Origin of the sequence: Paraburkholderia sp. FT54 (assembly GCF_031585635.1) — a bacterium.
In the GTDB taxonomy this organism is placed as follows: domain Bacteria; phylum Pseudomonadota; class Gammaproteobacteria; order Burkholderiales; family Burkholderiaceae; genus Paraburkholderia.
Map to the genome: position 1 here is coordinate 2,193,167 of NZ_CP134195.1, position 26,857 is coordinate 2,220,023.

At 64.0% G+C, this 26,857-nt stretch carries 22 protein-coding genes; 4 read left to right on the top strand and 18 right to left on the bottom strand.

Annotation, left to right across the window (positions count from 1 at the left end; all coding sequences use genetic code 11):
* Positions 1–62 precede the first annotated feature (62 nt).
* From RI103_RS10255 to RI103_RS10295, 9 genes are all read right to left on the bottom strand, one after another.
* A complete protein-coding gene (locus RI103_RS10255; protein WP_310811942.1) occupies positions 63–1,292 on the bottom strand; it encodes a glycosyltransferase family 4 protein in 1,230 nt (409 codons plus the stop codon).
* Positions 1,289–2,758: a glucose-6-phosphate isomerase gene (locus tag RI103_RS10260; RefSeq protein WP_310811943.1), complete on the bottom strand. Its 1,470-nt coding sequence runs from the start codon at positions 2,756–2,758 to the stop codon at positions 1,289–1,291. The genes RI103_RS10255 and RI103_RS10260 overlap by 4 nt, the downstream gene beginning before the upstream one ends.
* A 3-nt stretch (positions 2,759–2,761) precedes the next feature.
* Positions 2,762–3,937 carry a glycosyltransferase gene (locus RI103_RS10265; RefSeq protein WP_310811944.1) on the bottom strand — a complete coding sequence of 392 codons (1,176 nt, stop codon included), beginning with the start codon at positions 3,935–3,937 and terminating at the stop codon, positions 2,762–2,764.
* Between the two features lie 100 nt (positions 3,938–4,037).
* Positions 4,038–4,970 (bottom strand): glycosyltransferase, encoded by a 933-nt coding sequence (locus tag RI103_RS10270; protein ID WP_310811945.1) that lies wholly within the window; start codon positions 4,968–4,970, stop codon positions 4,038–4,040.
* Positions 4,971–5,031: 61 nt separating this feature from the next.
* Complete coding sequence (locus tag RI103_RS10275; RefSeq protein ID WP_310815213.1) at positions 5,032–7,230, bottom strand: polysaccharide biosynthesis tyrosine autokinase; 2,199 nt, start codon at positions 7,228–7,230, stop codon at positions 5,032–5,034.
* Positions 7,231–7,363: 133 nt separating this feature from the next.
* On the bottom strand, positions 7,364–8,593 hold the full coding sequence (locus RI103_RS10280; RefSeq protein ID WP_310815214.1) for a polysaccharide biosynthesis/export family protein: 1,230 nt from the start codon (positions 8,591–8,593) through the stop codon (positions 7,364–7,366).
* Complete coding sequence (locus RI103_RS10285; RefSeq protein ID WP_310811946.1) at positions 8,587–9,042, bottom strand: low molecular weight phosphotyrosine protein phosphatase; 456 nt, start codon at positions 9,040–9,042, stop codon at positions 8,587–8,589. The genes RI103_RS10280 and RI103_RS10285 overlap by 7 nt, the downstream gene beginning before the upstream one ends.
* Before the next feature lie 43 nt (positions 9,043–9,085).
* Positions 9,086–10,537 carry a UDP-glucose/GDP-mannose dehydrogenase family protein gene (locus RI103_RS10290; RefSeq protein WP_310811947.1) on the bottom strand — a complete coding sequence of 484 codons (1,452 nt, stop codon included), beginning with the start codon at positions 10,535–10,537 and terminating at the stop codon, positions 9,086–9,088.
* 40 nt (positions 10,538–10,577) lie between these two features.
* Positions 10,578–11,975, bottom strand: a complete 1,398-nt coding sequence (locus tag RI103_RS10295; RefSeq protein ID WP_310811948.1) for an undecaprenyl-phosphate glucose phosphotransferase — start codon at positions 11,973–11,975, stop codon at positions 10,578–10,580.
* A 633-nt stretch (positions 11,976–12,608) separates the two neighbouring features.
* Between RI103_RS10295 and RI103_RS10300 the strand changes: the two genes are divergently transcribed.
* Complete coding sequence (locus tag RI103_RS10300) at positions 12,609–14,174, top strand: mannose-1-phosphate guanylyltransferase/mannose-6-phosphate isomerase (protein ID WP_310811949.1); 1,566 nt, start codon at positions 12,609–12,611, stop codon at positions 14,172–14,174.
* Between the two features lie 117 nt (positions 14,175–14,291).
* Here the strand turns inward: RI103_RS10300 and RI103_RS10305 are convergent, their stop codons facing one another.
* Both RI103_RS10305 and RI103_RS10310 read right to left on the bottom strand, forming a co-directional pair.
* Entirely contained in the window at positions 14,292–15,473 is a 1,182-nt protein-coding gene (locus RI103_RS10305; RefSeq protein WP_310811950.1) for a transposase, read from the bottom strand.
* A 593-nt stretch (positions 15,474–16,066) separates the two neighbouring features.
* Positions 16,067–16,363: a YciI-like protein gene (locus tag RI103_RS10310; RefSeq protein WP_310811951.1), complete on the bottom strand. Its 297-nt coding sequence runs from the start codon at positions 16,361–16,363 to the stop codon at positions 16,067–16,069.
* 446 nt (positions 16,364–16,809) lie between these two features.
* Here RI103_RS10310 and RI103_RS10315 point away from each other — a divergent pair, with 446 nt between their 5' ends.
* From RI103_RS10315 to RI103_RS10325, 3 genes are all read left to right on the top strand, one after another.
* A complete protein-coding gene (locus RI103_RS10315) occupies positions 16,810–17,106 on the top strand; it encodes a PsiF family protein (RefSeq protein WP_310811952.1) in 297 nt (98 codons plus the stop codon).
* Positions 17,107–17,358: 252 nt separating this feature from the next.
* Positions 17,359–17,808: a hypothetical protein gene (locus RI103_RS10320; RefSeq protein WP_310811953.1), complete on the top strand. Its 450-nt coding sequence runs from the start codon at positions 17,359–17,361 to the stop codon at positions 17,806–17,808.
* A gap of 379 nt (positions 17,809–18,187) precedes the next feature.
* Positions 18,188–18,775, top strand: a complete 588-nt coding sequence (locus tag RI103_RS10325; protein ID WP_310811954.1) for a YSC84-related protein — start codon at positions 18,188–18,190, stop codon at positions 18,773–18,775.
* A 284-nt stretch (positions 18,776–19,059) separates the two neighbouring features.
* Here RI103_RS10325 and RI103_RS10330 read toward each other — a convergent pair whose 3' ends face one another.
* The 7 genes from RI103_RS10330 to RI103_RS10360 form a co-directional block, all read right to left on the bottom strand.
* Positions 19,060–20,127: a glycosyltransferase family 4 protein gene (locus tag RI103_RS10330; protein ID WP_310811955.1), complete on the bottom strand. Its 1,068-nt coding sequence runs from the start codon at positions 20,125–20,127 to the stop codon at positions 19,060–19,062.
* A 356-nt stretch (positions 20,128–20,483) separates the two neighbouring features.
* Positions 20,484–21,896 (bottom strand): alpha,alpha-trehalose-phosphate synthase (UDP-forming), encoded by a 1,413-nt coding sequence (otsA, locus tag RI103_RS10335; protein WP_310811956.1) that lies wholly within the window; start codon positions 21,894–21,896, stop codon positions 20,484–20,486.
* A gap of 211 nt (positions 21,897–22,107) precedes the next feature.
* On the bottom strand, positions 22,108–23,331 hold the full coding sequence (locus tag RI103_RS10340) for a mechanosensitive ion channel domain-containing protein (protein ID WP_310811957.1): 1,224 nt from the start codon (positions 23,329–23,331) through the stop codon (positions 22,108–22,110).
* 400 nt (positions 23,332–23,731) lie between these two features.
* The gene (locus RI103_RS10345; RefSeq protein ID WP_007181973.1) at positions 23,732–24,088 is read right to left on the bottom strand and encodes a Rap1a/Tai family immunity protein; all 357 of its coding nucleotides are present in this window, start codon (positions 24,086–24,088) and stop codon (positions 23,732–23,734) included.
* A 544-nt stretch (positions 24,089–24,632) separates the two neighbouring features.
* On the bottom strand, positions 24,633–25,346 hold the full coding sequence (locus RI103_RS10350; protein ID WP_409076936.1) for an ankyrin repeat domain-containing protein: 714 nt from the start codon (positions 25,344–25,346) through the stop codon (positions 24,633–24,635).
* Positions 25,347–25,413: 67 nt separating this feature from the next.
* Entirely contained in the window at positions 25,414–26,205 is a 792-nt protein-coding gene (locus tag RI103_RS10355; RefSeq protein WP_310811959.1) for a TatD family hydrolase, read from the bottom strand.
* Positions 26,206–26,239: 34 nt separating this feature from the next.
* Positions 26,240–26,773: a GNAT family N-acetyltransferase gene (locus RI103_RS10360; RefSeq protein ID WP_310811960.1), complete on the bottom strand. Its 534-nt coding sequence runs from the start codon at positions 26,771–26,773 to the stop codon at positions 26,240–26,242.
* Positions 26,774–26,857: the final 84 nt, after the last annotated feature.

Here is a 26,857-nt window from a genome sequence, read left to right on the forward strand (position 1 = left end):
GTTCTGAGAGTGGTGATGGTTGCGCGATGAATGCGCGAGCCGGTTTGGTGAAACCCGCAACGTCATTCCGCGCTCTTCTGGCCGGCCAGCGTGTTCAGCGTCAACGCGTCGGTCTTGGCGACCGCTGCCGCTTCCGCTTCGCTGCGCCGGCGATTTTGCTGCTGCCCCGCCAACTGGCGATACAGCGCGATGTATTGCGCCGCCATGCGCGCCCAGCCGAAGCCGGTCGCGAGTTCGTTGGCGGCAACGCCCATGGCGCGCCGCTCGACGTGGTTCCCGGCGAGGCGCGCGACCGCGCGGGCCAGCGCCTTGGGATCGTCCGGGTCGTCGAGCACGATGCCGCATTCCGGCGTGATGATTTCAGCGCCGCCCGCGGTGCGCGCGGTGACCACCGGCAAGCCCGCCGCCATCGCTTCGAGCAGCGACAGGCTCATCGCTTCATAGCGCGATGGAAACACGAAGGCGTCGACCGAATGCATCAGCACCGGCATCTCTTTCACGAGACCGAGAAAATGCACGCGATGCGCGATGCCCAGCGCCTTCGCTTCTTCCGGGTACGGGCTGCCCGGCAGGAAACCCGCCACCGCGATCTGCACGTGCTCGGGCAGATGCTTGAGCGCGGCAAGCACGGTGCCGAGGTTCTTGCGTGGCGTGCGCAGGTCGCCCACGAACAGCAGCAGGAACGCGTCCTTCGGCAAGCCGAATTTGTCGCGATCGCCCGTGGCCGCGGCGAAGCCTTGCGTATCCACGCCGTTGTAAATCACGTCGACACGGTTATCGGGCGTGAGGCCGATCGCGTGGATCTCGTCGGCGACCTTTTGCGACACCGCCGTGATCACCTTCGAGCGCCGGTAGGCCCAGCGTTCGAGCAGCGCATTGCAGCGCGTATAGACCGACTGATACGCGGACCACACGCCCTTGGTGAGCCCGAACGGGTAGTACTTGCTACCGAACCAGCCGCTATGCACGAAGTGCGAGGTGTTGACGTCGGCGGGCACCCACGTGATGAAGCCGTTCACGTGCAGCACGTCGTACTCGCGGCGATGCGCGCGCAGCCACATCGCACTCTTGAACGCGAACACCTGCTGGCGCAGCAGATTGGTCGGCCACCAGCGGCCGATTTTCATCGGCACCCAGCGGACGTTCGGATGCGCGAGCAGATCCGGCGCGACGTGCGAGGCGACCAGCGTGACGCCGATGTTCTCGTCGAGAGCCGCGCGCGCGATCTCGTGGTTGACGCGCCCCTGGCCGTCGTTATGGCGCACGACGTGCGTGACAATGGCGACTCTCAATCAGTGCCTCCGTGGAAAAATAGCGTGCGTCTGCGGTTTATCTTCTCGTAATGAACCGCGGAAAGGATCGAAAAAACACTCATGAACAGCAGCAGTCCGCCCGTGCCGACCAGCGAGTTGGTGAACACGAGCATCGCGAAGGTCGCGAGACTCAGGCTCATGCAGGCGGAGACGAATTTGTCGTTGCGCAGCTTGAAGGACGCCAGCACCGAACGCGTGACCAGCCAGATGATTCCGGACATGTAGAGCAGCGTGCCGGGCCAGCCGAGCACGAACGGAATGTTCATCACGCCGCTGTCGAAGTTGCCGTACTGGCCGAGCTGGCCGCCGTCGTTCGAGAGCTTGGTGGAGGTGCCGGTGGCGCCCATGCCTTCGCCGGACACGTCGGTAAAGGCCGTTTTGGCGAAGGTCGCGTAGAACTCGTTACGCGCGGCGTAGCTCTGGTCGTCGTTCAGGTTGACGATGGTGGTCAGGCGCGCCTGCATCCGCTCGGCCACCGGGCCGACGGCAAGCAGCGGCACGCATAGCCCCGCCAACAACACAGCGCTGGCGACGATGCGCACCCGCACCTTGTTGTTCGATTTGACGAGCTGGATCAGCAGCGCGATGACCCAGCCGCCCCACGTCGAGCGCACGAGGCTCAGCGCGAACGCGAAAAAGCCCAGCGCCGCCGCAATCCAGCGCACGCGATGCGTGGCCGCCATGACGAAGACCATCGCGCCCATCATCGCGAACGCGAACGGTCCGGACGAATTCATCGTGCTGAACACGCGCACGCCCATCGGCACGGGGTCGCCTTGCGAGTTCATTTGCGAACCGAGCATCCATAGCGCGTCCCACGGCGGCATGATGAAGAACTGCACCAGGCCGTAGCCGCCCATCGCCAGCATGCCCCAGATGAACGTATTGACGATGGTGTCGCGGTACTGCGGATACTGGCGCGTATTCGCCATGATGTGAAAGCCGATCAGGATCGGATACAGCCAGTTCGCGAGGTCGTAGGTGGCCGCGAGCGGGCCGCTCGACATCACGCCGACGAGGAACGCATAGATGAGGCCGAGCAGGATCAGCAGCACGGGCAGGCCGCGCCGTTGCGCCAGCAGTTTGTAGTAGCGCAGCAGCGACAGCGCGCTGATCATCGTCACCGCGAGCGGCGCGACCTGGATCAGGCTGGTCGGCGTGAACGATCCCTTGGACCAGTCGGCCAGACGCCGCACTTCCGGGCTCAGGAACCACAGCCACCACATGAAGCCGATGTAGCGCGCCGGGCTCTTGAAGTACAGCCACAGGCCCGTCAGGATCGCGAGCACCGGAAACCCGAGCGTGAGCACGGTACCCTGATGCGCGCCGATCAACAGCGTCGTGACGAACCACAGCAAAGCCTCCGGCAGCCATTCCTTGCGGCCGCGGGACGGCGCCCGCCCGCGGCCGTTCACGCTATCGGCGCTTCGCGCAATCGTCGACATCGTTCAGAAACCTCCGCGCGACTGGCGCGCCGGCCGCTCGGACTCGGCCACGCCCGCTGCCGTTGCCATGCCGGCCGCCGCGCGCCCGCGCGACGCGGCCCGCGCGCGCAGCATCTCCTGGGTGATCCGCACATGCTGCATGGCGTAGTGCTGCGTGGTCAGATCGCGCGACAGCAGGCCGGCGGCGGCCGCTTGTGCCTGACGCAGCGCGTCCATAGGCGCGGCGGCGAGCTGGTCCACCGCTTCGCGCAACGCCTGCGGATTGAACGGCGGGATATACGACGCTTCGCCCGCCGGAAAATAATCCTGCAAGGCGCCGACATCGGTGACCACCATCGGCTTGCCGACCGCCGCCGCTTCGAGCATCACGGTGATGCCCGAGGCGTGCGAATTCGGCCGCAAGGGCACGACGATCACATCGGCCCAGTCGTACAGTTCGTGTTGCTTCCTGATGCCGGAGAACAGCGCGATCTCGACGTTCGGCGCGCGCAGCGACGCGGGAATCCGGCGCCGTGTCGCGAGCTTCACCGTGTAACGCGCGTCGTTGCCGAACGCCTTGATAAGCGTCTCCCAATCGCGGTCGCGGTCGTTGCCGATCGCGGCGATGCGGATCGGCGTGTGCGGCGTCCATTCGCTCGGCGTCCGGACCGGAAAGTCGCGCGTGTTCAGGCCATAAAGCAACGGCTTGGCATCGCGGTCGAAATAGCGCTCGCACAGCTCGGCGTTTTCGCTGGCGAGCGTGGTGAGCTGATCGGCGCGCGTCATCAGCTTGCGATACAGCCAGCTGCGCAGAACGCCGTAGGAAGGCCATTTATCGAGCAGCCACACGCTTTGCGCGAGCAACAAGGGGGATGCCTCAGCGCCCGACTTGCGACCGCTCAGCAGCAGCATGAGCGCCGCCGACAGCCATTCCTGTTCGGTATGCGTCCAGATCACATCCGAGCGCAGCATCTCGGCGCGATTGCGCCACGTATGGATGAAGTCGAACCCCAGCGCCGCCTTCAGCGCGCGGCGCAGCAGGCGCACCGGCTTGCCTTCGCGGGCGTCCTGCGAATAGGTGAGCTTGAACGCGTCGGATTCCGCGTGGTGATAACCATACAGACAACCAATGTCGTCGCCCTGGCGATAAAAGCGCGGGTCCGCGCCGTAAAACAGATGAACGTGAACTTTCGTACTCATGCAGACACTCCGCTCTGCCGGTGGAAAGGGGCATCGGCGGCCCTGACGCTGGCCATGCGCCGATGCGCGAACGTGCGGGACGTGGGACGCGACGTAGCGATCACGCGGCGCGCGACAGCGCGCGACGCGCCTCGTGCGCGCCGCTGCGCACGGCGCGCCAGCGCGTCAGCTGCAGGCCGGCCCGCTTCGAGAGCAGCGCGAGCGCCGCATGCGTGAGACCCGGATAGACCCGCGTGCCGACCAGCGTCCACCACCACCACGCCGTTTCGCGGTGCAGCGGCGGCAACTGGTCGCGCAGGATCAGATGGAAATTGAACGCGGCGTTGCGCAAGGCGGCCATGGTTTGCGCGTCGCGCCGGTCGTCGTCGAAACGCTCGGCGGGAAAGTGATCGACCGCCACGCGCGGGTCGTACATCAGCTTCCAGCCGGCGTTCTTCACGGCGAGGCTGAAGGCCATGTCGTTGTGAACCTGCGCGCCGGCGCCGCGCAGACGCGCGTCGAAGCGGATGGTGCGCACCGCCTCGCGGCGGTAGCTCATATTCGCGCCCTTCAGAATGTCGACTTCGCGCGCGCCGCCCACGCCCAGATGATGATTGCCGATGATCTTGCCGTGTGCCGTGACCTTGCCCACCAGCGGCCGTTCGCCGTCCAGCACGCGGCCTTTCTCGTGCACCCAGTCGCGTCCGCCGAGCGCGCCGAGGCGTGCGTCGCCGGCGAAAGCGGCGGCGATGCGTTCGACCCAGTCGGCGTGCGGCGCGGCGTCGTCGTCGGTGATCGCGATCACGTCGCCGCGCGCCGCATCCAAGCCGCGATTCAGCGCCGCGACCTGGCCGGGCACTTCGACCAGCGCCACTGAGAGCGCCAGCGCGCCCGGCACGGCCGGATCGCGCAGACACGCGTGGGTCGCTTCGTCGTCGGCGCGCGCCACCACCACTACTTCGTCGGGCAGCCGCGACTGCCGTTGCAGCGCGGCGAGGCAGCGCGCCAGATCGGCCGGGCGGCGGTAAGTCGGAACCAGTACCGTCACTTTCATCGAGATGTCCTTTTTAATCGTCGTTGCGCGAGGTTCGGAATGCATCCGCAAACTCGCCGCCTCAGGTGCTCAGATACTCCTGCACCGCCGCGTAGCCACGGTCGTAGCCGCCGCGCGAGCGGGCCGGCATGCCGTTGAAAATGCCGCCCTGCACATGCACGCCGGCCGCGCGCAGACGCTTCAACGCATCGTTGATCTCGCCTTCGCTGTGCACGCCCGAGCGCATCACGAAGAAGGTCGAACCGGCATACGCGCCGATGATCGACGCATCGGTCACGGCCAGCACCGGCGGCGTGTCGATGATGATCACGTCATAGCGCTTGGCGAGGCCCTCGAGGTATTGCTGCAGGCGCGGCGACATCAGCAGTTCCGACGGATTCGGCGGACGGCGGCCGCACGAGATGAAGCTCAGGCCGTCGACCTGCGAGCTGCGGATCGCTTCTTCCAGCGAAATCTGGCCGCTCAGCAATTCGGACAGGCCGTTATCCGGCGCACCGCCCAGATAGCGTTCGAGCACGCCGCGGCGCATGTCGCCGTCGATCATCAGCACGCGCTTGCCGGAATTCGCGAGCAGCACCGCCAGGTTCACCGTCAGGAAGCTCTTGCCGACGCCGGCCATCGGACCGGTCAGCATGACGATGCGGTTCTTCGCGTCGAGCAGCGTGAACTGCATGGAGGTGCGCAGGCTGCGCAGACTTTCGACCGTGACGTCCTTGGGCCGCGCATTGGCCAGCACCGAGCGCAGGCGTTCGCCGCCGCGCTGGAAGCTGGCTTCGAGCACGCCCTGCTCGGCGGAGAGCGGCACGAGGCCGAACACCGGCAGATGGAACGCACGTTCGATGTGATCGGGATCGTCGATACCCTTGAACATATTGCGGCGCAGGAACACGAAGCCGGTGCCCGCTATCAGCCCGAGAATCACCGCCGCCGACAGGATCAGCGCCTTCTTCGGCTTGACCGGCACGCCCGGGCGCAGCGCGGCGTCGACGATATGCACGTTGCCGCCGGTGCCGGCCTTCTGCACGGACAGTTCCTGCACGCGGTTGAGCAGCAGCACGTAGATGTCTTCCGCCACCTTCGCGTCGCGCTGCAGCTGCACGGCCTTCACCTCGGTGGCGGGCAGATCGCGGAAGCGGTCGGCGTATTTGGCGCGTTGCGCCTGCAACTCGGCCATCTGCTCACGCGCGGCCACGAGCATCGGATGGTCGTCGCCGTAACGCTCGGTGAGCTGCGCCATCTGCAGGCGCAAGCCGGCGATCTGCTGCTCGTACTGCACGCTGCCTTCGAGGTAGACCTTGGCCTCGTCGCTCGCGTTGATCGAGCCGGACTGGCGCTGATACGCGGTCAGGGCGGCCTCGGCGCGTTCGAGATCGGACTTCAGGCGCGGCTCCTCGCTCGTCAGGAAGTCGAGCATCTTGCTCGCGTCGGCCTGCTTGTTCAGCACGTGCTGGCGCACATACGACTGCGCCAGCGCGTTGGCGACCAGCGCGGCATGTTCAGGGCTCTTGTCTTCCAGCGAGATCTGGATCACGCCGGTCTGCTTGCCCTGCTCCTGCACCGTGATGGCCGACTGGAACGCGGAGATCGCGTCGAGGTCGTTGGCGCGCATCACCGTGAATTCCTCGCCTGGCCGCGCGACCAGCTTGTTGACCATGATGGTCACGCCGCCACCCTGCTCCTGCTGGCCGACCTGGCCGTGCAGCAGCAGCGAGCCGTTTTCGGCGTACAGGTTGTAGTGCTGGTCGTCAATCGCCTTCATGGTCAGCTTCTGACCTTCGAGCGCGGGGATCACGTCGATCGAATCGACGTCGGCCTCTTCACCGCCCCATGCGTACGACGACAGCCCCAGCCACGGACGCGCCGGCTGACCCGGCGTCGCCATGCGCGCGGCGATGCTGCCCAGCAGCGGCAGCGTCTTCGGCGTGACGCTGAAGTTCAGCTTCAGCTGCTGGACGACCGGGCCGACCACGCCGCGGCTCTTGATGATTTCGATCTCGGCGTCGGTCGGCAGCGAGGTCGAGCCGGTGGTGATCGCCGCGCCGGTCTGCGTCTGCGTGAGCGCCTGCGACGTGTTGTCCGATTGCTCGACCCGCACATGCGCATCGGCCGAATAGATCGGCTTGGCGAGAAAACAGTAGGCGCCGGCGATCCCGACGATCACGGCGGCGATGGCGATGAGCCACCAGATGTCGTCGAGGATCACCTGCACCAGTTGTCCGAGGACGACGTCCTCTTCTTCGGTCTTGATCGGACCGCCCATGTGTGGAGAGATTTGGTTGCTCACAATTCGCTTCCCGTATCGGTTACAGCGGTATTTGCTTCGGTCCCGCGCCGCGTCGATCACGGACGGCGCGGCGCGGGCCTGACGACGGCTCAGATTGCGGCTGACACGATCAGCGCGTCAGCTGTTTCAGGTAGAACAACGTCTGCACGGTCGGCAACACCTGCTGCAACACACGGTTGAAGGTGGTCGACGCGGCAGTGCCCACGTACACGACATCCAGCGGCTGCAGCTGGAACTGCGAGGACAGCATGATGGCGTCCGGCTGCGTCATGTCGAGGCGGTACACGTCCGGCGTGGTCGGGTGATCCTTCATGCCGCGCATCACGAAGATCTGGCGCGGATTGGCGTCGGTGTCGAGAATGCCGCCACCTTGCGTCAGCGCATCGGCGATCGTCATGCGACCTTTGATGATCGGCAACTGGATCGGCGTCTTCACTTCACCCATCACGAAGACGCGGCTGTCGGTGCGGTCCGGCACGTTGATCACGTCGCCGTTTTGCAGCATCACGTTCTGCGTGGTGTCGCCGCGATCGAGCATGCGGTCGGCGTCGAGTATGTAGAGTTTGTTGTTGCGCGTGAGACGCACTCGCTGAATGTCTGCGTCCGAGTTCGTGCCGCCCGAGCGCGTGATCGCGTCGACCAGCGTGAGCGGCACGTCGCTCACCGCGAGCGGGCCCGGCGTCTTCACTTCGCCGGTCACCTGCACCTTCTGGCCGCGATACGACAGCACGCGCACGTCGACCTGCGGATTGCGGATATAGCGCACGAGGCCGGAGCTCAACTGATCGCGCAACTCGCTGACGGTTTTGCCCGCGGCCCGAATACGGCCGACGAACGGGAAAAATATCGTGCCGTCGGCCGCGATGGTCTGGCCGTACGGATCGGCTTGCCCCGGCAGCGCGGCCGTGTACGGCTGCTGCAAGGCGCCGCCGATCGACTGCGTGGTGTTGCCGCCGGCGGACAGCGTGCTGCCCTGCGGCGTAGTCAGTTCAGGGTGGTCCCACACGGTGATGCCGAGAATGTCCTGCGGCGAAAGTCGGTACACGTACTGCGACGGATCGCTCACGGTCGAGGTCGGCAGCACTTGCGTTTTCGCGGCGGCAGCCTGCGCCTGCGCGGTCACGACGGCGGCATCGATCACATGGACCGGATAGGTCTCGGCGGGTTGGCTATCGTGCTGGCCGTCGTCTTTCAGCCGGGACGTATCGAGGTAATTGCCAGGTGCGGTGGCGCAGGCCGACAGAAAAGACGTCAGCAAAAGCGTGGCGGCAAGATTCGACTTGAAACCCGTCGACTTGCCATTCGCGAATGAGTGTGCAGCGAGTTTTTTCATCAGCATATTTTCTTCAGCCATCCCATGACCAGATGTTCGATGAGCACGAGACTCTCCCTATAAGCGGTTTCCGCACCGCCGTGCGGATCGGCGACGTCGGAATCCGCTTCCCACTTGCCGAGCGGATAGACCTTGCCGCGCGAGGCCGGGTCGAGCGCTTCGACGTCGCTCACCTGCGCGCGCTCGGTGACCAGCACCAGATCGGCGTCGCGCACGAGTTGCCGGTCGAGCCGCCGCGAGTAGTGGATGCCGGAGGCCACGCCCTGCTCGGCGAGCAGGCGTTGCATGACCGGGTCCATGGCGTGGCCGTTCATCGCCCGCAAGCCCGCCGAATGAAACGCGATCGGCGCCGCCTGCGAACGCGGCGCCGCGCGTTGCCGCGCCTTGAACAGCATTTCAGCGGCGGGCGAACGGCACACGTTTGCATGGCAGACGATCAGTACGTTGGCGAACATGGCGGGCTCCGTGATGAAGGCGTGTCGGTACGTTGGCGACGGATCAGCGGCCGGCTTCGGCCGCGTCCAGTGCTGCTTGCGCCTGCGCATGCGGCAAGCCGCTCGTGCCGACCTTCGCCGGCGCGATGCGCAGCGCGTGCTGACGGCCGATCGCGTGATACTCGATACCGAGTTCGAGCAGCGCGTCGGGTTCGTACAGGTTGCGGCCGTCGAAAATCAGCGGCGTCTTGAGGATCCGTTTGAGCGAGTCGAAGTCCGGGCTCTTGAACACCTTCCATTCGGTGAGGATCACCAGCGCGTCGGCGCCAACGGCCGCATCCATCTCTTCCTTCACGAACTCGAGGCGCGCGTGCTGTTGCGGCACGTCCTTCAGGTCCAGCGCGAACACGCGCTTCGATTCGTCGATGGCGACCGGGTCGTACGCTTTCACGCGCGCGCCGCGGCGCAGCAGTTCGGCGATCAGCGGACGGCTCGGCGCTTCGCGCATGTCGTCGGTGTTCGGCTTGAAGGCGAGGCCCCACACACCGAACGTGCGGTCCGACAGGTCTTCGCCCAGACGCGAGACGATCTTGTGCGCGAGTATTTTCTTCTGCGTGTCGTTGACCGCTTCGACCGCTTCGAGAATGCGCAGATTCGCCTTGTGATCGGCGGCCGTGCGGATCAGCGCCTGCACGTCCTTTGGAAAGCACGAGCCGCCATAACCGCAACCGGCATACAGGAAGTCGTAGCCGATGCGCGGATCGGAACCGATGCCGCGACGCACCGCCTCGATATCCGCGCCCACGCGGTCGGCCAGATTCGCGAGTTCGTTCATGTACGAAATGCGCGTGGCGAGCATGGCATTGGCCGCGTACTTGGTGAATTCGGCCGAGCGCACGTCCATGTACAGCGTGCGTTCGCGATTGCGGTTGAACGGCGCGTAGAGGCGCTTCATCAGGTCGCGCGCTTTTTCGCCGGGCACGTCCTCGTCGCAACCGAGCACGATGCGATCGGGGCGCGTGAAGTCTTCCACCGCCGCGCCTTCTTTCAGGAACTCGGGATTCGACACCACCGAGAACATATGAGCGGCGTTGCGCCCGGCCAGTTCGGCGGCGATCACTTCGCGCACGCGCGAGGCCGTGCCGACCGGCACCGTCGATTTGTCGACGATCACCTTGAAGCCCGTCATATGGCGGCCGATATTGCGCGCGGCGGCGAGCACATATTGCAGGTCGGCGGAGCCGTCTTCGTCGGACGGCGTGCCGACCGCGATGAACTGGATATCGCCATGCGCGACCGCGGCTTCGACGTCGGTCGAGAACTTCAGGCGGCCGGCCTTGCGATTGCGCGCGATGATCTCCTGCAGACCCGGTTCATGGATCGGCACGCCGCCGTTGTTGAGCACGTCGATCTTGCGCTGATCGACGTCGAGACAGAACACATCGTGGCCGATGTCGGCCAGACAAGCGCCCGTCACGAGGCCTACGTAGCCACTACCGATGATCGTCAGGTTCATGTATTGCACCTCGCAGAATTGAGTTGATTGGGGAATGAGCTTAGTAAGCGTTGCTGCCCACGAAACCCTTCCACAGCGTCAGCACGACGATCTTGATGTCGAGCCAGAAGGTCCAGTGCTGCATGTAGTACAGATCGAGCTTGACGCGGCCCATCATCTTTTCGATGCGGTCGGTTTCGCCGCGATAGCCGTTGATCTGCGCCCACCCGGTGATGCCCGGCTTGATCCGGTAGCGGTGCATGTAGCCCTTCACCAGATCCTTGTAGATGTCGTCGTGTTCGAGCGCATGCGGACGCGGGCCGACCACCGACATCTCGCCGCGCAGCACATTGATGAACTGCGGCAACTCGTCGAGACTGGTGCGCCGCAGGAACGCGCCGACCGCGGTGATGCGCGGATCGCGCCGCGTGGCCTGGGTGATCTTGCCGGCCTCTTCCTTGTGCATCCTCATCGAGCGGAATTTGTAGATCTCGAACTGATTGCCGTCGATGCCCTTGCGTTTTTGCCGGAAGAACACGGGGCCCGGCGAATTCACCTTCACGGCGGCGGCGATCACCAGCATCACCGGCGCGAGCGCGGTCAACGCGGCCAGCGCGAACAGGCGATCGAACACGCGTTTGGGCAGCACGCGCAGATCGGTGATCGGCGAGGCGGCCAGATTGATTGCCGGCACGCCGAGCAGATCGACCATCGGCTGATTGAAGAGCGTCAGGCTGCGCACGTCCGGAATGAAGCGGATGTTCACGAAGTCGTTGCGCAGGTCCATCACGAAGCGGTGGATCGCCTTCTCCTTCGAGATCGGCAGCGCCAGCCACAGTTCGCGGATCGCGCGCTGGCGCACGAGGTGCAGCAAGCGTTGATAGTCGCGCTCGACCGGCACGCCTTCGATCGCCTCGCCGGCGTCCGGGTCTTCGTAGTGATTGATCGTGCTGTCTTCATCGAACACCACGACCGGCGAGAAGCCCGCGTCCGGACGGCTGCGCATCTGCTGGATCAGAAAGCGCCCATACGGCGCGCCGCCGACGATCGCCACCGCGCGTTGATTGAAGCCTTCGCGGCGCAGCCCGCGCAGAATCGAATAGACGATCACCTTGGTGACGATCAGCAGCACGATCGTGGCCACCGCCCAATAGACGAGCCACAGCCGCGACAGGCTGTCCGAGCGGTGCAGGCTGAAGCTGATCAGCACGCCGGTGACTTCCACCAGCAGCCAGCCGCCCGCCACACGGCACAGCAGGTCGTAGAGCGGCTTGCCGCGCCACGACTGATAGATCCCGAGCGCCGGGAAAAACACCACTACCAGCAGGCAGTCGAACGCGAGCGACACGCTTTGCATATCGTCCAGCCACACGACTTTCCCGCTGTGCACGGCCGCCGCGATGGCGGCGCCGAGCGCGACCATTGCGATGTCGATGATTCTCGATAGAACGCTCAGCATGCGCTGCCCCTCAGTTCGTCAGTCAAGTGCCATCCGTTGGTTAGTTGAAATCCAGTCCGGCGACGGGACGCACAACGCCGGTAACCGCGTCATGCAAATCCATGCGCGACGCGACACTGTTTGAACCGGTGCTAATTGCCCTACTGTTTCCCGCTCGAAAAACCTGCCTGAACAGCCGAATTGGGAAACCGTGTCGGAATGAGTGAATACCCTTGTACAGGTATAGATAAAGCGATATTAAAATTCCCGTTGCAAGACCACAAAATATCTCAAATTGTATCGGTCAATGTTTCGGCATTTTTTCTGAATTTTGTTCGGCAATTGTTACCGAACCGGGCGTTTGATAGACGTCTCTCAAGCCTTTATGTAAGCCAATCTGGTGCTTTTCGAGTGTTTTCCTACGAAACTTACGCGACGCCTTCCGTTATCATTCTGAGGCATGCGGGGCGATAAAAAATGCTGCTGGATTTTTTTCGCGTAATTTTTCTTTTTAAAAAATTAGCCGAACATTTTTTCTTCACGAAACGGATAATTTTATTAGGCGTTTTATATAGTTTCTATTTAACGCGCTTTTATTGATTCCTGAGTTCGTGATAAAACTCGACGCATTCACCCAGCCTCGAGGAGTCCATCATGACAGCTCCGGTTACGGCCACGCCTGCCGACACCCGGTCCACGCAAGTCAAGTCCCTGAACGTCAAGCTCAAGGTTCATCCCGTGATTCTGGCGGGCGGCTCCGGCACGCGGTTGTGGCCAATGTCGCGCGAACAGCACCCGAAGCAGTTGATCGGCCTGCTCGGCGACGATTCGCTATTGCAATCCACCACCCGCCGTCTCGACGGACTCGAGGCCGGCTATCCGCTTACCGGGCAACTCGTCGTGGTGGCCAATGAAGAACAGCGCTTCACCACCGCCGAACAATTGCGCACGAGCGGCAAGCCGACCCGGCTGATTCTCGAACCCGCCGGCCGCGATACGGCGCCGGCGCTCACCGTGGCCGCCCTTTCGGTCGCCGCGCAGGACGAAGACGGCATCATGGTCGTGATGCCCGCCGATCACGCAGTCACGGACATCGACGGATTTCACGCGGCAGTGGCTGCCGGCGTACAGCACGCGGCGGCCGGTCATATCGTCACGATGGGTATCGTGCCGACCCGCGCGGAAACGGGCTACGGCTACATTCGCATCGGCGCGGCGCTTGGTGCGACGCCTGGCATGACTAATGACACGCAAGACGCCGACGCGGAAACACCCGGCAAGATCGGCGCGCACAAGCTCGATCGTTTCGTCGAAAAGCCGCATCTGGAGCTGGCGCAGCGTTATATCGAATCGAAGGAATACTGGTGGAATAGCGGCATCTTCATCATGCGCGCGTCGACCTGGCTGAAGGCGATCCGCCATTTCCAGCCGGCCATTTACGAAGCCTGCGAGGCGTCCTTCGTGGGCGGCAAGGCGGACGGCGACTTCTTCCGTCTGCAACGCGACGCGTTCAGCGCCTCGCCGTCGAATTCGATCGACTACGCGGTGATGGAGCAGCTCGGCAATGATCAGAGCGCGGCCACGGGCGTGGTCATACCGTTGCAGGCGGGCTGGTCCGACGTGGGTTCGTGGGACGCGATCTGGGACATCTCGGATAAGGACGCCGATCAGAACGTGGGACGCGGGCGCGTGATGTTCGAAGGCGCGGCCTCGACCTTTGCGCATTCGGAAGGACGCCTGATCGCCTGCGTGGGTACGCATGATCTCGTGGTGGTGGAAACGGCCGACGCCATTCTGGTGGCCGACAAGTCGCGCGTGCAGGACGTCAAGAAGATCGTGGGCCGGATTCGCAACGACGGCGGGCTGGAAGCGGCCAACCATCGCAAGGTGCATCGTCCGTGGGGCAATTACGATTCCGTCGACACTGGCGAGCGCTTCCAGGTCAAACGGATCGTGGTGAAACCGGGTGCGCGGCTCTCGCTGCAAATGCATCATCACCGCGCCGAACATTGGATCGTCGTGCGCGGCACGGCGCTCGTCACGCGCGGTGAAGAGCGCTTTATCGTCTCCGAAAACGAATCGGCCTATATTCCGCTGGGCGTCACCCACCGTCTCGAGAACCCGGGCAAGATGCCGCTCGAAATGATCGAGGTGCAGTCCGGGTCGTATCTCGGTGAAGACGATATCGTGCGCTTCGACGACACTTACGGACGTCAGTAACGCGCGTGGGTCAGGGGCGTCGGCGAACGGCGTCCTTCTGACAACACCAGTGAATCACTACGAATGAAGCGGGAGTCTGCGGCGGTTGCTCCTACCGGCCGCGGGGTACTGCTGTGCTCATCCCGCGTGGGAGATGAGTTCTGTGTACGACGGATAACGATCGGATGCACTACTCTCGGTCGCTGCGGGAGCAGCGGCCGGTTCGCCGGGATAACGGCGCAACGGACCACGGAACGCGTTGAGCGGTCCATGCAACGGCGCACTGTGATTGGCCGCAACCGGCTCGGGCACATGGCGCAAGGCCGGCAACGGACGAACCGCCGTGGGCGCAGGATTCGCCGAGACATGAGCCGACGCCTGAGCCGCAGTTGCCGATTCAGCCGCTGCTGCCAGCGTGAGGCATTCGCGGTCGATCCACTGCCGCGCCCAGTCGAGCGCGTACTGCTGCGCCGCCTCGGCTTGCGCAAAGCGCGGGCCAACAAGGCCGGATCGCTCGACGCGTTTGCCGTCCTTCGTGATTTCCGCCCATGCGCGATACATGGCGTTCGGCACCTGCTCAGCCGCGACATAAATCACGTAGCCGCGCCGGTCGGCGATTTCCGTGCCGCGCGGCGCGAGGCTCATCGACAGCGGGCTGCGCCGATCGTCGGACGCAGGCGTGCCACGCGCCGATGCGACCGCGGAAATCAAACCATGCATGGCCGCGCCCACCGCGCGCGCTTCGTCCGGACGCGGCAGTCCACCCCGCACGACATGCCGTGCGGGCGCTGCAACGGGTGCTGCCGGCGCACGAGACACAGGCGGCACACTCGCGACACCGGACAGCTGACGCGTGATGTCCGCGATCGGATCGGCCGAACGCCAGCTGCTCGAGCTGTTCGACATGCCGCCGGGCGCCTGCCACGACTCCGGGCTTCTCCAGGACACGCCGCGCGGATGCTCGTCGCGCACGCTGGGGGTTTCCGCTACCGGTGCCGCGGGTTTGGCCGCGACGGGCGGCGCCGGTTGAGGGACGTACGCAAAAGTGCGCCCGGTTTGCGATAACAGTCGAACCATCTCGAGGAGCGTGCCGTTCAACTGCCACTCTTCAAAACGGCGCCGGCAGGTCGGCCCCGACGGATAGCGGCCTGGCAGTTTCGACCAGGGTTCGCCGGTTGTCAGAATCCACAGCACCGCATTCGTTACGATACGCGGTTCGGCGCGGGGCCGGCCGCGTCGGTTTAGCCGGACGGCCGGCTCATCTGAGACAAGCGCTGCCAGCAGCGCCCATTCGTCATTGCTTAGCTCATCGAAAAACATTGGGTTTTCTCCACACAGCCTGGCCGGGCTGCGGCGTAGGACCGCCACGAATTCAACTTTCACGATCCGTGTGCAGGCCTCGGTTGCACAAATATGTCTTGTACGTTCTGTTGACTGGTCAATACCGCCCTGACTTGGGGCGGTTTATCCCTATTGCGAAGCACAAAACGTGGTCTCACTCGTGCATGGGAGAATTTGTGCACGAAGCATACCATCCCCAGGGTTTCCATGAATATCAATGAGACAAGTGTTACGGATAGAAACAAACTTGTCCTTTTTGCTGCGTCTTTTCTCGCATTGCCGTCACAAAACTCGGGGCGCTTCCCGCAGCAAAATGATGCTATTGCGTCGCGCAATCAGCAGGCATGACCGACGAATAACTTTTATGAATCCGCCGCCCGTCCGGCACATGATTTCGATGCAATTTGACTCGGCTTTGGCCGATCGGCTGAAATGCGCGAAGCAGTGCTGAACGGGCTATGTGCAGTGCATCGACGCCGAGGAAATCGCGCGGCCTGAACGGCGCCGGAGCATGAAGCGAGCGACTGGTTTCGCTACTCGACACTCCGCCGATACGATCGATAGACCAGGTTTCAGCGCACTGGTTTCGCCGCGCCCTCGCCCACCACCGTCGTCCATTCACGCACGCGCCAGCGTGTTACGAGACCGGCGAGCACGTACGGATCGGCCTTGGCAAAGGCTTCGGCGGCAGCGGCTGAGTCGCCCTGGAACAGCAGCATGGCGGTGTCCGTGGGCTCGGCCAGCGCGCCGGCCAGCAACAGCTCGCCACGCTCCGTGGCGGCCCACGCGAGCTTCAGATGCTCGTCGCGATACGCGGCGCGCCGGTCGAGGTAGTCGGACACCAGGTCGTACATCAACAGATAGTGCATGGCGAGCCTCCTTGGCCGCTGTGAGAGCAGACCAGCGATGCAATGCGCAACATGCATGCTGGTCAATATTACCCATATGTTGGGCGGTGGAATTTCCTGCCTAATTACAATTCAATTGCATGTGCAGCAATGCGCAAGGCATGGTTGAATTTTTATCGATCTGATCGAATGGCATAGTCTTAATTCGTTCGAATTCGTTTCATGCATTTAATCTGGAATGCATAACATGATTCGACACTCGCGCGATTCGCCGTTTCACACTCCAATGCGCCGTCGGTCCCTGCCACGTAAGGGAAAACCAGCGTGAGCGCCTGTCAACCGGAATGCGCTTTTGGCCGTTCTCGCAGACAGCATTTGCAATAATGGACGTGCCGAGGGGCCTGGATACCGTTGACGCCCGCGCGCATGAACGACCAAAAACGTTTTCACCACCGATGGAGTGTCACATGAAAATCCAATCCGCTATCGCCACGCTGGTGTTGGGCGCTGTCCTCGTTTCGCCGGTGTTCGCGCAGAACAGCCAGCAAACGAAAATGGCCGACTGTAACAAGCAGGCCGGCGACAAGAAGGGCGACGACCGCAAGGCGTTCATGAAGACCTGCCTGTCCGCGAAGCCGGCCGCCGCTGCGCCGATGAGCCAGCAGGACAAGATGAAGGCGTGCAACACGCAAGCCACCGGCAAGAAGGGTGATGACCGCAAGGCGTTCATGAAGAGCTGCCTGTCGTCCGCGCCGGCCAATTAAACCTCGCGCATCGGCGCCGCGTGCCAGGCGCGGCGCCTGAACGTACTCCGCTCGAACAGAGCTACGTTGTCATCCGGCGCGCTCACTGCCAGCCAGCCTCCCTGCCAGCCAGCCTCCCTGCCCCTGCAGTCCAGCCGCCCGAACCCGCCATTTTTCTTCTATGATGGCTGCGGAGACGGCCCACCCCCTATACAACATCAGACGGGCCGCCATCTTGTCGTTGGTGCTGCAGAGCATCCATCGGAGGCAAGAATGGTATCGAAGCATAAAAACCGCTGGTTGAGGCGGTGGCTGGTCGTCATCATATTCTGGGCGGTGCCCGTGGCGATCGTAGCGGTGAGCGAGATCCGGGAGGAAATGGCGTACAACGCCGTCGACCTCGACCGTGCGCTGACCACCTGGAATTTCACCGACGCGCAGCGCGCCGCCGGTGCCCCCGCGCGCTGCCACGGCAAGCCCGACGAAGCGCAAGCCGCGGGCTGTCCGGCCGACGTGCTGGCCGCCAATGCGCCGCGTCAGCAGGACGCCCGCAATGAATACAGCGTGCGCCGCTCCACGTTGATGGCCTATCTCTGGCACGCCTTCGTCGGCTACTGGATCGTGCCGTCCGTGACGCTGTTTCTGATGGGCGTGCTGATCGGCATGGTGCGCCGCGCGCTGCGGCGTCCGCCGGCGGTCAAGAGCCCGGCGAACCATGGTTGAGCGCGAGCCCGGATCAAACGGCCGATCTGCGGCGTCGAGACAACACTTTCAATTTGGCTTCAAGGTCGATTCGCGCGGCGTAAAATCGGTAAAAACGAGCTTTCGAAACCGTCGCAGCCTGGCTCCGCCTGGCTCCGTCGAAAGCCGGCGCGATTCGGCGGGAGCCTGTTCGAACGCGCGCCGCGCGTCGCTCCCAGGCGCGCTCCAGCGCCGGTCAAAATTACGGCACGATGTCTTACGATTAGCCCGAAAGCCCCGCCGCACAAGGCTTTTCGCCTGGCAACGAAGTGCGCCTTTTGTGCTTGCGTGTGATATAACTCAAAGGCAACCCGGCAACATCGGATGAGGTTGCGCCCCGGAACAATGACGGAGAAAAACGATGCAAAGACGAAACTTCATGTTGAAGACTACCGCTGCGCTCGCTTTCGGAGGCCTTGCACTCGCTGGTTGTACGACCAATAAAGGCAACCCGGATACACCCGCCACCGACTCAGCCAAACGCCAGTCGATCGACGCTAGCGTCGACGGCACCATGTCGCGGCTCTTCACGACCGTACAGGGTTCGCGCGAACTGGTCTCGAAGGCGCGTGGCGTCCTCGTGTTCCCGTCGGTGCTGCAGGTGGGCTTCGTCGTCGGCGGGCAGTATGGCGAAGGTGCGCTGCGCGTAGGCGGTGGCACGGTCGGTTACTACAGCACGATTTCCGGTTCATTCGGCCTGCAGGCGGGTGCGCAGTCGAAGGCGATCATCTTCCTGTTCATGACGCAGGATGCGCTGGACAAATTCCGCAATGCCGACGGCTGGTCGGCGGGCGCCGACGCGTCCGTCGCGCTGGTGAAGATGGGCGCAAACGGCGCGGTCGACACCACCACGGCGACGGCTCCGGTCGAAGTGTTCGTGCTGACCAATGCTGGCCTGATGGCCGATGTCTCGCTGCAAGGCACCAAGGTCTCGCGTCTGAAGATCTAGGCGCGCTTTCCGAGTGCCGGTCTGCGGGGTGTGCGTCTGAGCCGCCGGGTTCCGTGAGCAGCGGTGGCCGGGTCAGACGCAATCCTGCGCAGCCCGCCTTTGCAACGTGATCAACGTGGCATGCGCCGCGCTGGTGAGCTTTTGTGGTCGCGGCGGTGAGCCACCGCTCGTTCCCTGATGCGAGAGCCGTCATCGTCCCAGGTCGTGCGCCAATAAAAAACGGCGATGCGCAGTACGCATCGCCGTTCTTTTTTACCCTGCCACGTGAGCCGAATCTCTTCCGCTCAGCTGCCCGACGTATCGATCACCTTGAAGCGCGAACGCTTCTGCGCGCGAATCACCAACTGATACGCATCCACATACTGTTGCGCCATGCGGTGCGAAGTGAAGCGCTCCTCGAAGCGCTGCCGCACGCCCGCGCGCGGCATCCTGTGCAGGCGATTGACCGCCGCCACCGCGCCGATTTCGTCTTCGACGATAAAACCTGTCACGCCGTCTTCCAGCACTTCCGGCACCGAGCCGCGGTTGAAAGCGATCACCGGCGTGCCGCATGCCATCGCTTCGATCATCACGAGGCCGAACGGCTCCGGCCAGTCGATCGGAAACAGCAGCGCGTGCGCGCCAGACAGGAATTCGGCCTTCTGATGATCCGCGATCTCGCCGATGAACTCGACATACGGCAAGTCCAGCAACGGCCGGATGTCGCGTTCGAAATACTCGTGATCGGCGGCATCCACTTTTGCCGCGATGCGAATGGGCATGCCGCAGCGGCCCGCAATCCGGATCGCGGTATCGACACGCTTTTCCGGCGAGATCCGGCCGAGAAACGCAAGATACTTCTGCTCGACCGGCTGCGGCGTGTAGAGCTGCTCCGGCAAGCCGTGATAGACGGTGGTCAGCCACTTGGCCTGCGGCAACGGATGCCGCTGCGAATTCGAAATCGAGATCACCGGCGCGGTGTTGAAAGTGTCGAACACCGGCTGTTGCTCGGGCAGATCGAGGCGGCCGTGCATGGTCGTGACGAACGGCGTTTCCTGGCGTTTGAAGACCGAGAACGAGTAATAGTCGAGGTGAAAATGCAGGACGTCGAAATTTTCGGCCTGGCGGCGCACCAGTTCCATCAGCAGCATATGAGGCGCCACGCGGTCGCGAATGCCCGGGTCGAGACGCAGCGCGCGCGGCCAGACGGCTTCGAGCTTCGCGCTGGTGACGGAATCGCCGCTCGCGAACAGCGTCACGTCATGGCCGAGATCGACCAGCGCCTCGGTGATGTACGACACGACGCGCTCCGTGCCGCCATACAGCTTCGGCGGCACCGATTCGGTCAAAGGGGCGATCTGCGCAATCTTCATATTTTGTCTCCGTGAACTGACGGCTTGCGCCTCTGGCGGTGCGCGTCAGCGGCGCCGAGCATGACAGCGCCGATATCTCCGATCAATGCAGCGCCCGAATGCGGCCGCGTGCACCATCGGCATCGAAGCATTATTCACTACAGGACAACAAAAAGCCTCCGGTCTTGCATTTCCTCGGTGTTGTTACATTTAGCTTACATACGGCTCGCCACGCGTATGGGAGGCGCGTTCGGCGCACGGGCCATTTCCAGGCCGGCACGTCGCGATCGTCCAGGTCGGTGATACGGGTTTGGTTTGCAAGGCCGCGGCGCCGGGGCGCGGCTCGCCTCGCAAAACTACCCCGTTGAGACGCCCCATCACTTATGCCCGCCGCCCTTGCCCGGTTTCTGGTCCGGCACGCTGCGCAGATCGCGCAGGAAGGTGTCGCGCCATACACCGAGATCGTTCTCGCGCAGCGCCGCCATGTTGATCTCGTGACGCCGCTGACGCGCGTCGAGCGGCATCTGCAACGCGCGCTGCAAGGCTTCGCACATGCCGATCGCATCATGCGGATTGACCAGCAGCGCGCCGGTCAACTCCGCCGCCGCGCCTGCGAAAATCGACAGCACCAGCACGCCGGGGTCGTCGGGATTCTGCGCGGCGACGTATTCCTTGGCGACCAGATTCATGCCGTCGTGCAGCGGCGTCACGAATCCGATCTGCGATTCGCGAAACAGCGACATCAGTTTCCAGCGGTCGTACTGCTGGTTCAGATAGCGGATCGGCGTGTAGTCGAGCCCCGAATAGCGTCCGTTGATGCGCCCTGCTTCGTATTCCAGATCCTGGCGAATCTTCTGATAGGTGGCGACGTCCGAGCGGGTCGGCGGCGCGATCTGCACCAGCGTGACGTTGCCGCGCCATTCCGGCGAGCGCTCCAGCAGATGCTCGAACGCGCGGAACCGCTCGACGAGCCCCTTCGAGTAGTCGAGCCGGTCGACGCTCATGATCAGCTTGCGCCCTTCCAGGCTCTGCTTCAGGTCGAGCACGTGCTGACGGCTTTCGTAACGCTTCGCCTGCTCGGCGATTTCGTCGGGGAACACGCCGATCCGGTAGACGCCCGTGCGCAGCTTGCGGCCGAATGCTTCGACGACGCCGTCCGCGCCCGCCGTGCCGCGCGCGTGGCGCGTGACGTAATCCTTGAAGGCGAGTTCGTCGGTGGCGGTCTGGAAGCCCAGCAGGTCGTAGCACGACAGCGACTTCACCAGTTCTTCGTGCGGTGGAATGTTGAGCAGGATCTGCGGCGCGGGAAACGGAATGTGCAGGAAGAAGCCGATGCGGTTCGTGATGCCCTCGTTGCGCAGCGCCTCGGCGAACGGGATCAGATGGTAGTCGTGAATCCAGATTACGTCGTCCGGCTCGAGCAGCTTGATCAGCTTGTGCGCGAGCCACGCGTTGACGCGGCGGTAGCCCGCGTATTCCTCGCGCTCGTAGCGCGCGAGGTCGTTGCGGTAGTGGAACACCGGCCACAGCGTCGCGTTCGAAAAGCCGCGGTAGTACTGGTCGTAATCCTTGCGCGTCAGACCGACGGTCGCGAAAGTCACCGCGCCGTCCTGCTCCAGCGTCGGACCCGCGTTGGCGACGGTCTCGCTGACCACGTCGCCGCTCCAGCCGAACCACACGCCTCCCGCATCCTTCAGCGCGCCGAATACGCCGACCGCGAGGCCGCCGGCCGAGCCCTTGGTTTCCGTCGGCGTTGCGACGCGATTCGACACGACGATCAGTCGGCCCATGTTGCATGTCTCCTTGGTTCGCGTGGCGCGCACGGGCGCGTCTCAGGTGTGTTTTTAGTGTCGCGCGCGCCGTGGCGCGACGAGAACCGAAACACCATGAGGCACGCGCCGCCGCGCCAGCTTCGTGAGTGAGTGGACGGTTCGGCCGCTTTGGTGCCCGATCAGTTGCATTCATCGGCACCGCTACGCCAGAGTACGCCGCTTTCCGCCGTCAAACCTTTTCCTTCACCTCGCGCGGCGCATCGGTTGCGGACGGCCGTCCGGCGCGGCTTGCCACCGGATCGGCCTCGGTATGCGCGGCCGTGCTGCCAGCCGGCGTCTGCGTGCTGCGCGGCACCCAGTCGAGCGGTTCGCCGTTACCGGTTTCGAGTTCCGCCGACACTTCCGCTCGCGCCCGCGGCAAGTACTGCGGGTAGTGCTGCTGAATGAAGTCGAGCAACCCCTCGCGTACCCGGCAGCGCAAATCCCAGTTCAGGCCGGAATCGAGCGAGCTGACGAGCGCGCGCAATTGCATGGAGCGCTCGGTGCCGTCCGTGACCTGCAGCACCTGCACGCGGCGATCCCACTCAGGCGCGTCCTCGACGATGCGCGCGAGTTCCTCGCGCAACGGCGCGAGCGGCATGCGGTAATCGACGTACAGAAACACCGTGCCGATGATCTGCGAACTGCTGCGCGTCCAGTTGGAAAAAGGGTTTTCGATGAACCATTGCAGCGGAACGATCAACCGCCGCTGATCCCACAGCCGCACCGACACATACGTGCCGGTGATTTCCTCGATACGCCCCCACTCGCCCTGAATCACGACGACGTCGTCGAGACGGATCGGCTGCGACAGCGCGATCTGCAAGCCGGCGATCAGATTGCCCAGCACCGGCCGCGCCGCGATACCAGCGACCAAACCCGCCACGCCCGCCGACGCCAGCAGACTCGCGCCGATCTGCCGGACACTGGGGAATGTCATCAACGCGCCGCCTACGCCGACGATCACGATCACGAACATCACCGAGCGCGCCAACACGCGCGCCTGGGTATGGATGCGGCGCGCCTGCAGGTTGTCGGCGGTATCGAGCGGATGGGCCTGAATGATCGCTTCGCCGATCGCCGCCGCCGAGCGCACCGACAGCCACGTAATCCCGCCGATCAGCGTGATCGCGACAGCGTCGCGCAGCGGCGTGATGAAGGTCAGCGTGTCGGGCGCTTCCCACCACACCGCCTCCAGCGCGAGGATCACGAGCACGAACAGGGACGACTTGTCGATATGGCGCAGCACCACGCTGGTAAGCGGATAAGGCCGCGCGAGCCGCGTCACGATGCGCGCGCCGATCCGATGGATGCCCACCGCCAGCACCATCCCGATGACCGAGACGATCAATGCGCCGAGCCACGTATGCAGCGGCGCTTCGGCGATGCGGCTGAGGTCGTCGAGAGTTGGCATGAAAGGGATTGTCCTCCTGGCTTGAGTGTGGACAGAACCTGCGCAGAACGAGCGCGGAACCGGCGGGCCTTGAAGGTGGCTGCGGTGCTGCGTGACGCGCCCGGGGTGCCGGACGGCGCCGTGGCTTGGCATCCGCCATTGACGCGGGCGCGAGCCGGACGACTGCGCGCCGTCGCGGCCTGCCTACAGACATCTTAGGTCGTTCGCCAGCCTGTCCCTGGAAAGGTGGCGAGGCCAGCCGCTTCTGCAAACGGACGGCCAAGGTTTAAACCGGTTTTCAGGCGGGGCTTCGGAAAAAGCCCCCGGCGGGATTCCGGCTGCCAACAAACCCGAAACACGCCGCAGGCTAAAACGCCAACGCGCCCGATGCGGACGCGCGCGGCATCAGCCGCGATTCAACTCAACTACCGCTCTTGCAGGGAAACGCCTTGCCGAGCCCCAGCGAGATCGCCGTGCTGGCGTTATAGCCCGCGACGTTCGGATTCTCCGCGATGTACTTGCGCACCGCGTCGGTCAACTGCGCCGACCGCGCGTCCTGCGGCAAGCAGAAGTACTGGCCGACGCGCGGACCGGTCGTGCCGCCGATCGCGTCGATGGTGTTGAAGATGCCGTCGGCGGCGCCTTCGATATAAGCGGCACACGCGCTACGCGATGCCACGTCCGTCTTGGTGCACAGCTTGTTGAGGTCGCCTCCCGTGAACGCGGCTGCCGATAGCGGTACGGCAAACGCGCTGGCGAAAATCAAAGCCCGCAGCATGGTGTTCCTTTCCAGGGTCGTTTATCAGGCGGTCTTTCGCCGCGTCCAAAGCGCGCGCCCACGCGGCGCGCCAAAGTCGTCATTCTGCACTGTTTTGCGAAGCGCAAGCGTGTGCGGCGCCGCTATCTTCAGGCACTTTTTACTGCGCGTCAGCCAGCGGGTGCTGCGCCGGTATTTTTGCGCTTCGCGCGGTAGCGCGGCCAGTGCTCTGCGAGCGGCGCTCATACGGCCGGCAAGCCGGGCTGGCCCGTGACCGAAGCCGAAGCGGCTGGCAAACCCGCTGACCTGCGACCGGCGCTCGCGCAGTTGGCAGTCCCGCTGCCCTATGGCCGGCGCTCACGCGACCTGCAGACCGGACTGATCCGTGCTCGACGCCCGAGCTGCCGGCAGTCCCGCCGCCCGATGGCCGGCGCTCACGCGACCTGCAGACCGAGCTGGCCCGTGCCCGACGCCGAGCAGCTGGCAACCCCGCTGGCCCGCGGCCGGCGCTCAACCGACCGGCGGACCCTCTGCCGTCAACCGCCGACTCGCGCCGCCGCCCGCGTCACTTCTGTTGCATCTGCTGCAGGCGCGCGGTCAGCCCTTCGACCACGTCCGGCTCCTTGTAGGTCTTCGCGAAATCGAGCGCCGTCATGCCGATCTGGTTCTTCACCGTCAGGTCCGCGCCGTTGTCGAGCAGCAGCTTCACCGTGGACACGTGGCCGCCACGCGCGGCCATCATCAGCGGCGTGGTGCCGTTCGGCGAGCCGGCGTCGACGTAGGCCGAATGGTCGAGCAGCACCTTGACGATGTCGTCATGGCCATTCGCCGCTGCATAGTGCAGCGGCGCCCAGCCCTTCTTGTTGACCTCGGCGTCTTTCGCGATCAACAAATTGACGAAGGCGAGGTCGCCGTTGAGCGCGGCCATCATCATGGCGTTCTCGCCGGCCTTGTCCTGGATCTCGATGTTGGTCTTCGGATTAGCGACCAGCGCGGCGCCGACCTTGTCCGATTTCTCGCGCGCGGCCAGCACCAGCAGCGGAATGCCCTGGTTATCCACGCTGTTCGGGTCCATGCCCTTGGCGAGCAGCTTGTTGACGCCGTCCACGTCGTCGAACTTGACCGATTTGATCAGCGAATCGATCGGCGCAGCCTGAGCCGGCGACACCAGCAGCGAAGTCAGCGCCACACATGCCAGCGTTGCCGCGAATGCGACGCGCCGTGCCGAAGCCAGCGCGCCACGCGCCGCCGAAAAATCCTGAAAAGCTGCAGTCGACATCGAAATTTCTCTCATGTTTAACTTTAGGAAACGTCCCTATCCTTTTGATATTGATCGACTTTACGTCTCACGCGCCGGCCGGCGCGGGGATCTTGAAAAGGCGGAAGAAGTTCTGCGTGGTCGCGGCGGCCAGCGCCGCTTCCGGCATCTCGCGTTGCTGCGCGATGAACCGTCCGACATAACTCACGTACGCAGGTTCATTAGGCTTGCCGCGATACGGCACGGGCGCGAGGTACGGCGAGTCGGTTTCGATCAGCAAACGCTCGAGCGGCACGCGCCGCGCGACGTCCTGCACGTCCGTCGCGCTCTTGAACGTGACGATGCCCGACAGCGAGATGTAAAAATTCTGCGCCAGCGCCTGTTCGGCGACGGCCCACGGTTCCGTGAAGCAATGCATCACGCCGCCCGGCTCGCCCGCGCGCTCCTCGGCCATGATGCGCAGCGTGTCTTCCCACGACGAGCGCGTATGGATGATCAGCGGCTTGCCGGTGGCATGCGCCGCGCGGATATGCGCGCGAAAGCGCTCGCGCTGCCATTCCATGTCGGCGATTGTGCGGCCTTCCAGGCGATAGTAGTCGAGACCCGTCTCGCCGATCGCGACCACCTTCGGATGCTCTGCCAGCTCGACCAGTTCGGCGACGCTCGGCTCGCGCATGTCCTCGTGATCCGGATGCACGCCGACCGAGGCGTACACGTTCTCATACCGGGTGGCGATATCGATCACGGACGGCAGCGTTTCCAGATCGACGGACACGCACAGCGCATGCGTGACCGAATGGCTGCGCATATTCTCGAGCACCTGCGGCAGGCGATCGGCGAGTCCTTCGAAGTTGATATGGCAGTGCGAGTCGACAAACATGGTGATGTCCTGCGTAAGGAGAGCTCGAGATGAATCAGGCGGCGTTCGCGGCGGCCGCGACAGCGTCAAGGCGTTTGCCGAGAATCACCAGATCGCGTTCCACGCCGTCCAGCACGGCCACGCGCGGCAACGAGCCCCACGTGTCGAAACCGAAGGCGCGGAACAGGCGCAGGCTCGCCTCATTGTGGCCGAAGATAAAGCCGAGCACGGAGTCGATGCCGAGCGCCGGCGCCGCCGCCAGCGAAGCCGCCAGCAATTGCTTGCCGAGGCCTCGGCCACGCGCGCTTTCGTCGAGATAGATGCTGACTTCGGCGGTGCGCTGATAGGCCGGACGACCGTAGAAGTCCGAAAAGCTCAGCCACGCGATCACGCGGCCGGGCTGTTGCGCGTCTTCCACCACCCACAACGGCCGCTTTTGTGGACCGTGCGCGTGAAACCAGCCCATGCGACTTTCGACGCTGACCGGTTCGAGATCGGCCGTGACTTGCCGTGACGGCACAGTCGAGTTGTAGATGGCGACGATAGCGGGCAGATCGTCGAGCGTGGCATCGCGGTAGGAAAGGCTCATGGTGCATTAAACGTGAGATGGAAGGCCAATACAGGACGAAGAGGCGGGCCGGCGCCGGCCGCGTGGCGCTGCGAAGCGCGCCGG